At 56.6% G+C, this 10,409-nt stretch carries 9 protein-coding genes and 1 pseudogene; 3 read left to right on the top strand and 7 right to left on the bottom strand.

The genetic code is table 11. The annotated features are described in order from the left end of the window. Positions 1–764 (top strand): IS110 family RNA-guided transposase (locus tag P0D89_RS48155; protein WP_408379015.1); only part of this gene is annotated, 764 nt, incomplete at its 5' end. 514 nt (positions 765–1,278) lie between these two features. Here the strand turns inward: P0D89_RS48155 and soxR are convergent. Next, the gene (soxR, locus tag P0D89_RS48160; protein ID WP_408379018.1) at positions 1,279–1,764 is read right to left on the bottom strand and encodes a redox-sensitive transcriptional activator SoxR; all 486 of its coding nucleotides are present in this window, start codon (positions 1,762–1,764) and stop codon (positions 1,279–1,281) included. Between the two features lie 504 nt (positions 1,765–2,268). On the opposite strand from soxR, the gene P0D89_RS48165 reads away from it, so the two are divergent. Further along, positions 2,269–2,853 (top strand): NADPH-dependent FMN reductase, encoded by a 585-nt coding sequence (locus tag P0D89_RS48165; RefSeq protein ID WP_408379022.1) that lies wholly within the window; start codon positions 2,269–2,271, stop codon positions 2,851–2,853. 144 nt (positions 2,854–2,997) lie between these two features. After that, positions 2,998–3,996: pseudogene (locus P0D89_RS48170) on the top strand (IS30 family transposase). A 55-nt stretch (positions 3,997–4,051) separates the two neighbouring features. On the opposite strand, the gene P0D89_RS48175 reads toward P0D89_RS48170, so the two are convergent. The 6 genes from P0D89_RS48175 to P0D89_RS48200 form a co-directional block, all read right to left on the bottom strand. Next, positions 4,052–4,975 (bottom strand): EAL domain-containing protein, encoded by a 924-nt coding sequence (locus P0D89_RS48175; RefSeq protein WP_408379024.1) that lies wholly within the window; start codon positions 4,973–4,975, stop codon positions 4,052–4,054. A gap of 78 nt (positions 4,976–5,053) precedes the next feature. After that, positions 5,054–5,743 carry a hypothetical protein gene (locus tag P0D89_RS48180; RefSeq protein ID WP_408379026.1) on the bottom strand — a complete coding sequence of 230 codons (690 nt, stop codon included), beginning with the start codon at positions 5,741–5,743 and terminating at the stop codon, positions 5,054–5,056. Positions 5,744–6,217: 474 nt separating this feature from the next. Further along, positions 6,218–6,451, bottom strand: coding sequence for a hypothetical protein (locus tag P0D89_RS48185; protein ID WP_408379028.1), 234 nt, complete (start codon positions 6,449–6,451; stop codon positions 6,218–6,220). A 556-nt stretch (positions 6,452–7,007) separates the two neighbouring features. Beyond that, positions 7,008–8,459, bottom strand: coding sequence for an NAD(P)(+) transhydrogenase (Re/Si-specific) subunit beta (locus tag P0D89_RS48190; RefSeq protein WP_408379029.1), 1,452 nt, complete (start codon positions 8,457–8,459; stop codon positions 7,008–7,010). Next, positions 8,456–8,779 carry an NAD(P) transhydrogenase subunit alpha part 2 gene (locus P0D89_RS48195; protein WP_408379032.1) on the bottom strand — a complete coding sequence of 108 codons (324 nt, stop codon included), beginning with the start codon at positions 8,777–8,779 and terminating at the stop codon, positions 8,456–8,458. Before P0D89_RS48195 ends, P0D89_RS48190 begins: the two co-directional genes overlap by 4 nt. Positions 8,780–8,807: 28 nt before the next feature. After that, the gene (locus P0D89_RS48200) at positions 8,808–9,962 is read right to left on the bottom strand and encodes a Re/Si-specific NAD(P)(+) transhydrogenase subunit alpha (protein ID WP_408379035.1); all 1,155 of its coding nucleotides are present in this window, start codon (positions 9,960–9,962) and stop codon (positions 8,808–8,810) included. Between the last annotated feature and the right edge of the window lie 447 nt (positions 9,963–10,409).

The following is a 10,409-nucleotide window of genomic DNA, read 5'->3' on the forward strand; positions in this document are numbered from 1 at the left end:
ATCGGCTCGATAATATATCCTTAGCTATACGAAATACATCGACAGAACTGCCTATTTGCACCAGAACCGTCGCGATCAACAGTGTTGAACAGCAGGACATCCAATCCATGCATCGTATCCGCAGTCTGCTGATGCGGGACCGGATCGCACAGATCAACCAGATACGAGGGCTACTCGCTGAATACGGCATCGTCATTGCCCAGACGCCACTCAAGATACAGCAGCAGTTGCCAGCAATTCTTGATGATCAGGCTAACGAACTCACCGGACTTACGCGCTCGATGGTGCATGACATGTATGACCGACTCGCGCTTCTGGATACGCAGATCGCGCGGTACGACGAGCTCATCCGTCAGGCGCACAAGGCGTCCGCTTCAAGCCAACGACTGGAGAAAATCCGAGGTGTCGGACCCATGATTGCGACCGCTGCCATCGCCGCCGCAGGCAGCGCGACCGAGCTCGCGAACGGCAGGCAGTTTGCGGCATGGATCGGTCTAACGCCACGCCAACACTCGTCAGGCGGCAGGCAACGTCTGTTCGGAATCACGAAACGGGGGAACGGATACCTGCGCATGCTTCTTGTGCACGGAGCCAGATCAGTCGTCCAGCAGGCAGGGAAGCGTAGCGATCCGCTCTCGCGATGGATACTTGAAGTCCAGGCACGACGGGGGACAAACGTCGCGGTCGTGGCTCTCGCCAACAAGGTAGCCCGAACCATCTGGGTGCTGCTGGCTCAGGGGCGTGAATACGAGCCACCAGTATGACCAGGACGACGGGCAGCACGGCAGCGATAACCTATCTCTTCATCGATTGCACAAATGATTTGATTCAATGGAAAACAGGTCGGACCGTCGGCGACAAAACCTGCGCAGCTTTAGGGCTCTCGAAGTCGTGGATATATGAAGGAGTCGCCGGGCGAAATCCATTGGGGCCAGGCACGTATGTGCCGCAAACAGGCCGTATGTATATATTCAATCCAGCACCTGTATGCAGTGGACCAAACCATTTGGCAAACGGGACGAGGCCATGTATAAAGCTGCAACCCAGCCTAGGTGACATCAGAGCGCCCAAAAGCCTAGCAAAACGGAGGCGTTCATATAAGCCATATCAGTTCGATTGACAGATGCCATCCGGTTCCTGAGGCTCCTGGTCGAACACGTGGCAACTTGCCAGACAAGAGCGGACCCTCACGCGGAAAATTGACGCCGCTGTCTACTTGTCTTCGGAAGACATCGAGGCGTCGCAGCCCTCTTTGCTCAATAGGTACATTGGCATCGGTTATTTTTTCTGCTTATCTGAGCTGTCACCTGCCAACACAATGCGCGGCGTGTTGCCGAGCAGATATCGGGGACCGCTCCCGCGCCGTCGAGCAACGTCCCCGGGGTTATAGAGCGAACAGGATTTCAGAGACAGGCATCCGCAACCCACGCACGACACAAGTTGATCCCGCAATGCGATGAGCCTGTCTATACGCTCCTGCAGCACCGGGTGCCACGCGCGTGAGAGCCGCTCCCAATCCTGCTTCGTCGGAGTGCGCTGCCCAGGTAACGTATCGAGAGCGGAGCGAATCTCTGAAAGATTTAATCCGACCGCCTGTGCGGCGCGGATGAACCCCACCCGGCGGAGCGTCTCCCTTGCATACTGTCGGTGACCGCCTTCTGTTCGGGTGCCGCGAATCAGCCCCTGAGCCTCATAGAAACGGATCGCACTCGCCGCTACGCCCGAGCGCTTCGCAAGTTCGCCGACTGTAATTTTCCCGCTCATGACGCTCACCAGAATTTTCTATTGACTTCAAGTGTACTTTAACTTGAACAATGACGCTTCGTTCTTTCCTCGAATCACGTGAGACAACAACATGCGAAGAGACTCTTTTCACCTCAAGTTGTACGAGCTACTCGAAGCAAACGCACGCGTCGAATTGTCGGCTGGATGCACAGTCGCGATAGACCGCGCAGGAAACACTTTTCGCAATTCCGTTCTTCGCGCTTTGCCCATGCCAAGCGACAAGGCGAGCTCGAAGGCCACGAGCACGCATCCCTCGGGAATTGAAAAAATACTGGCGTCTTTGAACAGGTCAGGTCCCCAGCTTGGGCTGCTGTTACTGCCGGGCGGGTGGGTGATGGTGCTCTTGCTTTGGCTCTATCAGCAGGGATGGCGCAAATGAGAGTCCCAAGCCGGCAGATCGACAGCGAAGAGAATCGTCATGCTACACACAGAGACCACGGCGGGAATTTCTTTCCAAACTTTAACTCATATCAGATAACCTCAATGAAAAACAAGCACGCTTCTATTCGGCTCGTCGGTATCTCGGGAAGCCTTCGTCGTCTTTCGTATTGCACAGCGATTCTGCGGACGCTGCGAGATGAACTCCCGGATGAGGTCATGCTCGATATCTTCGAGCTCAGTCGGATCCCGCTCTACAACGAAGACCGCGAAACCGACGATTTCCCCTCTTCAGTCCAGACATTCAAGGATGCTGTCACACGGTGCGACGGGGTGGTCATCGTATCTCCGGAGTACAACCATGGCATGCCAGGCGTTTTTAAGAATGCTTTGGATTGGGCCTCTCAACCAATAAACAAGTCGCCCTTCGCTGGCAAACCGACCTTGGTGATGACTGCGTCCCCCGCCTTCACAGGCGGCGTTCGAGCTCAGGTCCAAATCGCCGAGACCCTCCGTGCGATGTTGGCCAATGTCATTTCTTTTCCTCAAGTGGTGGTTCCCGCGGCACATGCCAAGATTGTGGACGGGAGGCTTAAGGATCCTGCGTCGCTTGACTTTGCGATGAAGGCTATTGACGCGCTTGTAGTCGCTATCAAGCAACGCCGGCTTATCTCCTCGTCAGACGACTGACCAAACACCGTGATTGTTACTGAAGCCCCTTTGCGCCTTCAAATTGTCACTCAGGATTAGCCACAAGGCCGATGAGCGCTATCAAATCTGAAGTGCAACACCTGTCTCATATAGGGTGTTGCGATGAACGAAAGAACTCAGTACATGCCACTGCGGCCTGAAGAGCGTCTGACCATTGCGGGTCCGGAACTGTAGGGTTCGAGTATTCGGGCCATGGCCCGGATACTCGGGCGCTCGCCGGGCACCGTTAGTCGTGGACTGACGCGAAACAGCTCTTGTGCTGGCTACGCGTCAGTGCCGGCTGAAGCGCTCAGCGCCGCATGCCGTAGCGCGGGTTGCCGTCCCCCAAAGCTTTGCCCGCGAAGCGTCTGCTGGCGCCTTGTTCTCACGCTGATCGAGTGCAAATGGTCGCCCCAGCAGAAATCGGGCACACTACAGCGTATGTATCTGACCGACTCAACCCAGTCTCGCACGAAACAATCTACACGGCGATCTATGCCCAGCCGCTTGGCGGATCGCGTCGTCAGCTGATTGCTTGCTTGCGCCACGGCCAAAGCACGCGCATGCCGCGCACACGAGGCACCGACCGGCGTGGCCAGATCCCCGACATGGTGAGTATTCGTCTGCGTCCGCCCGAAATCGAAGACCGACTGCTGCATGGACACTGGGAGGGCGACTTCATCAAAGGTGCCAGCAACCAGTCCGCAGTCGGCGTTCTGGTCTAACGGACCGGCCGCTTGGTGCTGCTTGCCAGGACGGGAGATCCCAAGGCCGCTTCGGCGCTGGCGGGCTTCTCCGCCAAACTCAATTCGATTGTCGCGCCATTACGGCAGAGCTTTACCTACGACCAGGGCAACGAAACGTCGCGGCGTAAGGAACACACCGCAGCAACCGGCGTGAAGGTGTATTTCTGCGGGCCTGCACAGTCCATGGCACTGCGGCACCTGCGAGAACACCAACGGGCTTCTGCGCCAGTATCTGCCTAAACGCAGGGATCTCTCGGTCTACAGTCAGGACGAACTCGATGCGATTGCCGACAGTCTGAACAGCCGCCCACGCGCGACTCACGCATTTCCTTCACCATTCGAGGTCTTCGCTGCGACCCTTGCATCAGCAAGCCAGCCTCACGGCTCGAGACACTAAATCAACAGATATGCGGTGCCCGTCACGTGCCGAATTCACTGGGCCAGGCGGACAATTATTGCCAGGGACGTACTCTTTTCCCACGTAAGGAGTTTCCGCCAGCGTTGAGGAACGTCGCGAAAAGGCTTAGAACCATCGTCCGTCCGTAGAAAAACCCCTGCCCAAATTCAGCTCCAGACCGACTGACTATTTTATGATGGCTCGCGCTCTCGACCCCCTCGGCAACCACATTCGAGCCCAGTTCCCGAGCCGCGTCAACCAAAGCTGCCAGCCGGTTCCGTCGCTCGCCGTCATCGAGAGCCAGCACCCGACCATCGATCTTTAATAGATCGAAATGAAACGCTTTGTGAAAGCCCCGGTACTTCTCGACAGTGGTTACACCCGACATCGCTAACCTCACCCCCTTGGCTCTCAAAACGGTGATTGCATCAAGGACGCCTTTTGTTGGCCTGGCGCAGTGTTCCTCAGGCATATGCAACACCAGACGGGAGAGGATCGATTCAGCCGAGCCCATCACATCCGATACAAAGGTTCGACTCTCGACATGCCTAGCGGCAACTTTGATTCCAATGTACAGGGATTTGGACGCCCCCAACGGTCCGAGTTCGCGGACCGCAGTCGCAAGAATGAAACGTGTCACGGGGACGACAAATGATCCCTGCTCAATACGACTCATGTAATGATATGGGCCTAAGTGGCCGTATTCCACATTGTCCCATCGGATCAACGCATCGACCCCCACGCACCTCCCCTCGCGCAGGTTGACCAAGGGCTGGTATTCCACACGGAACTCTCCTCTCCTTAGCCCTGCCTTAGCGGCACGAATAAGCTTAGCGTCGGGTGTTAAGTGTCGTTTGTAGAAAATCCAGAAACCTCGGATAAACAGGCACGTAAGCGCCAGCCATAAAACCAGCCAAACCGCTAGCCCCGCCAATACGCGACCACTCACGTGTGCTCCGGCACCTACAACCGGGCGCACGTCAGGCTTAAGCTTCGGCTCTGCCGACTCGCCCGCTTGGCGATGCCCGGCGCCACCCTGGCAAGCGTGATCGCGGTCTCATCCGCTCAGTTCGGCCACAGCCGGGTCGCCTTCAGGCGGCGAATTGTTGGAAAATTCCTGATTCCCTTCAGGCGGCGAGGGATAGAAAAATTTCGCTGCAAGACCACTGAATGCAAGACGAGAGACCCCCGGCTGCAAGCCACTCGTGTTGGTCGACTCAGCGTCGATGAAACCCGCCACCGAATCCGTGAGGCCGCGCGGACCTTTGGTCGACGCACGACTTGACGTTGAACGTCGAACACCGCCTTCCGGCTTTGGCATCCTACCGGAAGAGCTGCATGTCAACGGCGCACCATCAATAAGCTTCATCGGAAGTGTAGTTGCCCCACCGAGCGTCGCCGGGATGAGAAGCACCGGAGGACTCGTGCAATCACTGTCAGATTGCCAAGGTTCCGCCGCCTGCGATGACGCGAAGGTGTCAGCTATAGGCTCTAGATGTTCCTGCGCATGAGCGCCTGACGAAATTACGAATGCAGTAAAAAAGATGGCTAGCAGCCACTGCATGCGCCCCCGCTGAAGCTCAGAGATAGGCGCCTCGCCAAACTCCGCCGATGATGATTCCGATTCCCCTTTCATGGTGCGAGTTGAACCTTTCTGATTGATAGTGGTGTATTGCGCCCCTACGAGTCCGCATGTTCCGATCAACGAATTTTTTCGATGCCACAATCGTTTGTGCGCAAGCTTCAAGAGATTTGCGGCTCGATAAATCGGCCCGACGTTTTATGCCCCTGCAACTCGAACGTCCTTGTGGAGGATGCGGTATCCGCGACTCGGGAAGCAAAGTGCGTGAAAGGCCAGCCTGCTATGGATCACGGGTCGCGAGCGTGATCGACCCTCGCGGCTTTTGAGCCCGGTCATTCGGCCGCCCGCAGATAGCGGGGGCGGGCGGCTCCTGTCCGACTGACCGCCGCTTTGCCTTACATGCGCAACTTACTCCCCGTCCATCCTCGTTTCTGGCATTCTCGGTAACGAGGCGGAAATCGGCGACCAGCCCGAAACGGCCGGCCCGCACGTTGGTCCCGACCTGTGCAATGAAGAACGAGTTTTCATCGACGCCGGGACCGCGCCGCGGCCGAACACCCAACTGCAATCGTCTCTCGGCTGCAGGCTGATGCGTGGAAAATCGCTGGAAGGTTTCATCGGGCGGCTGGGCACGTTCGCTTACTCCTGCCGTGCGATTCGCAAGACCACGTCACAATCGGCGACCATGTTCGCGGCATTTTCAGCAAGCGCCGTAATGACGTCCTGGCCAAATTCCTCCATCGCGGCTTGCCAATCAACGTTGCCGGCCAGGAAGTCGCCGGCATCATTCTTTTGCTGTGCTTTGCGTATCGTCTTCACGGATAGAGCAAGGGCGCGAGCCGTCGTGTGAAGAGACTTATCGTAGATAAACATCAAAAGCTTTCCATAATAAGTACTGCTTTGTTGGCGTCTGTTCCGAAGTCTTAGAGAACTGTCTAGCCCCAGTAACCCGGACCGTATACACGCTCCAGTTACTCGATCAATTCGAGACGCAAACCTGATCAATACGTAGAGAATCAAATTCATCGGAAAGCATTGGCCTACCAAAGAGATAGCCTTGAACCTCATCGCAGCCCATCTCGGTTAGTTCCACAACGACACTAATTCCGAGACTATGGACGAGTTGAGCAATCTCTTTCACAATTGTACTGTTTGGCGGCGTCGCCAGGTAGTGCACGTACAAACGACCCATCTACCTTCAATCGGTCTGGTTGTAGATAATTTGGATACGACTGGAATAGCCCGTGCCGAAATCATCGATAGAAAGCTTGTTCGCCAGCACTCTCAGGCGTCGGAACGTGTACATCACGTGTCCACTGTCTTCGATAGGTACACTCGCTGTGAATTCGAGCTCAAATGCGGCTCCCAGGAACGCCCGCCAGCCTCAATGCATCTGACGTTCCTCTCCGGCTCGATCGTTCAAAACGCACTACAATTCGATAGATTTCGCAATATCCTCTACGATCTTTTTGGCGTCGCCGAAGACCATCATAGTTTTGTCCATGTAAAATAGTTCGTTATCGAGGCCGGCGTAACCCGCAGCCATCGAACGCTTATTGACGATCACAGTCCGTGCCTTATGCGCCTCGAGGATCGGCATGCCATAGATCGGACTGCCCTTTTGCTGCGCTGCCGGATTGACAACATCGTTGGCGCCGAGCACGATCGCAACGTCGGCCTGCGAGAACTCACCGTTTATGTCCTCCATCTCGAACACCTGGTCATAGGGCACCTCCGCCTCGGCCAGAAGAACATTCATGTGGCCAGGCATCCGGCCCGCCACCGGGTGGATGGCGTACTTGACCGTGACGCCCTTCTCGGTAAGCTTTTTAGCCAACTCGTTCACAGCATGCTGGGCTCGGGCCACCGCGAGACCATATCCCGGTACGATTATCACGCTATCGGCGTTGGCTAGCATATAGCCAGCATCATCCGCACTGCCGCTCTTAACCGGTCGCTGTTCACCGGGACCGCCCGGGGCCGCAGCGGCCTCAGCACCAAAGCCGCCTAAAATGACATTGACGAAAGACCGATTCATCGCACGGCACATGATGTATGAAAGAATCGCACCTGACGATCCGACGAGCGAACCGGCGATAATCAGCATCGCATTGTTGAGCGAAAAGCCAATGCCTGCCGCTGCCCAACCAGAATAGGAATTCAACATCGAAACAACGACGGGCATGTCGGCACCGCCGATTGGAATAATGATCAACACGCCAAGCGCAAACGCGAGGATCGTCATCACAATGAACGGCACCCACGACAGCGTGAGAAAGAAGCCGATGCCGAAGCCGATCATGCCGAGTGCAAGCATCAGATTGAGCGCATGCTGGCCCGCATAGACAACGGGTGCGCCCTGGAATAGACGAAACTTGTATTTTCCCGAAAGCTTCCCAAATGCGATTACAGAGCCCGAGAAGGTTATCGCGCCCACGAACGTGCCGATGAAAAGCTCAATGCGGTTGCCGTACGGGAGATAACCCGCATACGGCGCGTCGGGCGGAACGAGCCCGAAGGCGGTCGGCTCATAGATGACGCCATAGGCGATAGCCACAGCGGCTAAGCCAATCAGCGAGTGCATCGCCGCGACCAGTTCCGGCATCTTCGTCATTTCCACACGCGCGGCGATAAAGGAACCCACCGCGCCACCGACAAGGAGCGCCGAAAAGAGCAGGCCGAGTCCAAATCGGAGATCTGCGCCAAGGGAAGTTGCCTGGCGCGCGATAAGTGCGATGGTCGTCAGGATCGCGATCGCCATCCCGACCATGCCGAACATATTCCCGGCTCTAGCGCTTCTCGGATTCGACAGGCCCTTCAATGCCTGAATGAAACACACGGAGGCAATGAGATACAGCAGCGTAACGACGTTCATGCTCATTTATGTATCTCCTTCGTCGATTGCTTTTTCGGCTCCTTCCTTTTGAACATTTCGAGCATCCGTCGTGTCACCAGAAAGCCGCCGAAGACATTGATGGCCGCTAACAGCACGGCGAACGTGCCAAAGAATTTCCCGGGGCCTCGAACGGTGAGGCCAGCAGCAAGCATCGCGCCGACGATCACGATCGCGGAAACCGCATTCGTCACAGCCATTAGAGGCGTATGCAGCGCCGGCGTCACGTTCCAGACGACGTGATAACCGACATAGACCGCAAGCACCAAGATGATGAGATTGATAGTTGTGTGATTGATGACTTCCATCGTAATTCTCCGTTTCCGCTCTGATCCCTTATGCAGCCTTGCGCGTGATGGTCCCATCTCGCGTGAGCAAAGTCGCCGCGACAATATCGTCATTCAGGTCGATGTTGATCGTGCCTTCTTTGGTGACGATGAGTTTCAGGAAATCAATGAGGTTGCGCGCGTAAAGCGACGACGCGTCAGACGCCACCATCGCCGGCAAATTGGTATGACCCACGATTGTTACGCCGTATTTGGTCACGACCTTATCGGCCTCTGTAAGCGGACAGTTGCCGCCACGCACGCCTAACTGGCCAGGCAACTCAGGCCCGCGCCCCGCCGCGAGGTCGACGATGACAGAGCCGGGGCGCATCGCCTGCACAGTTTCAGCGCTAATGAGCGTCGGCGCGTCACGGCCCGGGATCAGCGCAGTCGTGATGACAATGTCCGAGACCTTCGCCCGCTCATGCACGGCCAATGACTGGCGCGCGAGCCAGCTCGACGGCATCGGCCGGGCGTATCCGCCGACACCATCGGCCACGTCACGCTCTTCTTGCGTCTCGTAAGGCACGTGGATGAACTTTGCACCAAGTGACTCAACCTGTTCCTTCACCGCCGGCCGAACGTCTGACGCCTCGATCACTGCCCCCAAGCGCCGGGCTGTCGCGATTGCCTGCAAGCCGGCGACTCCGGCGCCTAGCACCAGCAAGCGTGCGGCTTTGACAGTGCCGGCCGCAGTCATCAACATCGGTAAAAAGCGTGGGTAAAGATCTGCTGCAACCAGCACCGCCTTGTAGCCGGCGATGTTCGCCTGCGAGGAGAGCACATCGAGACTCTGCGCTCGCGTCGTTCGCGGAGCAGCCTCAATAGCAAAGCCGTCGACACCGGCATCGGCAAGCCGTCGCGCACCGTCCATATCGAATGGATCGAGCATGCCAACCAAGACGGCACCGCGCCTAAACTTAGCGAATTCGCCCTGCTGTGGAGCCCGAACCTTCAGCACAAGGTCGCAACCAAGGGCACCTTCTTGATCGGTGATCTCCGCGCCTGCAGCAACGTATGCATCGTCCGTTGCGTTTGACGAGACGCCTGCACCTGAGGCTACGTGCAGCGTATGTCCCTTATCCTTCAGCTTCTTCGCCGTCTCCGGCGTAACGGCAACACGTCTTTCACCCGCCGTGATTTCGACAGGGACACCAATTTGCATGACTCCTACTCCCTCGTTAGAGTGGTTATCTTTTACTGCGGCTTCTCTGGACGAGATGCATAATCTCTGCCTCGCCCGAGGGTCTTCGATGCGATCAGCTGTATCGCTAAGCTAGGCCAATGGCGTTGAAATCAACGCGACGGCCAAACTGTTGCCGTACAAACCTCCCATTCGCGCCAACTACAACGTGAACCCATGTCGCGATATCGCGATCCGATCAGAATCTGCTGAGGTGGGAGCCCGCTTTTCGCAAAAAACAGCGATTGTCATCCAAGAATTACCCACCGAAAACCGTGTGGTTATCTTGGGGAATGTTCCTTTATCAAGCTGCTGTACTGCATCTTCGTATAGCCGAACTTGCGCTTCAGGACGCGAAACGGATGGCCAACGCTGGCACGGGCGCCGGCTCCCAAGCGTTCATTCTGATCGGATCCTCACGGAAATTAC

The sequence above is a fragment of the Paraburkholderia sp. RL18-085-BIA-A genome, from assembly GCF_046027075.1.
Classification (GTDB): Bacteria; Pseudomonadota; Gammaproteobacteria; order Burkholderiales; family Burkholderiaceae; genus Paraburkholderia.

Excerpts from the sequence above, each read along its gene's own strand:
- P0D89_RS48165 (WP_408379022.1), top strand. The coding sequence starts at position 2,269 with ATGAAAAACAAGCACGCTTCTATTCGGCTCGTCGGTATCTCGGGAAGC.
- P0D89_RS48185 (WP_408379028.1), bottom strand. The coding sequence starts at position 6,451 with ATGTTTATCTACGATAAGTCTCTTCACACGACGGCTCGCGCCCTTGCT.
- P0D89_RS48200 (WP_408379035.1), bottom strand. The coding sequence starts at position 9,962 with ATGCAAATTGGTGTCCCTGTCGAAATCACGGCGGGTGAAAGACGTGTT.
- soxR (WP_408379018.1), bottom strand. The coding sequence starts at position 1,764 with ATGAGCGGGAAAATTACAGTCGGCGAACTTGCGAAGCGCTCGGGCGTA.
- P0D89_RS48190 (WP_408379029.1), bottom strand. The coding sequence starts at position 8,459 with ATGAGCATGAACGTCGTTACGCTGCTGTATCTCATTGCCTCCGTGTGT.
- P0D89_RS48195 (WP_408379032.1), bottom strand. The coding sequence starts at position 8,779 with ATGGAAGTCATCAATCACACAACTATCAATCTCATCATCTTGGTGCTT.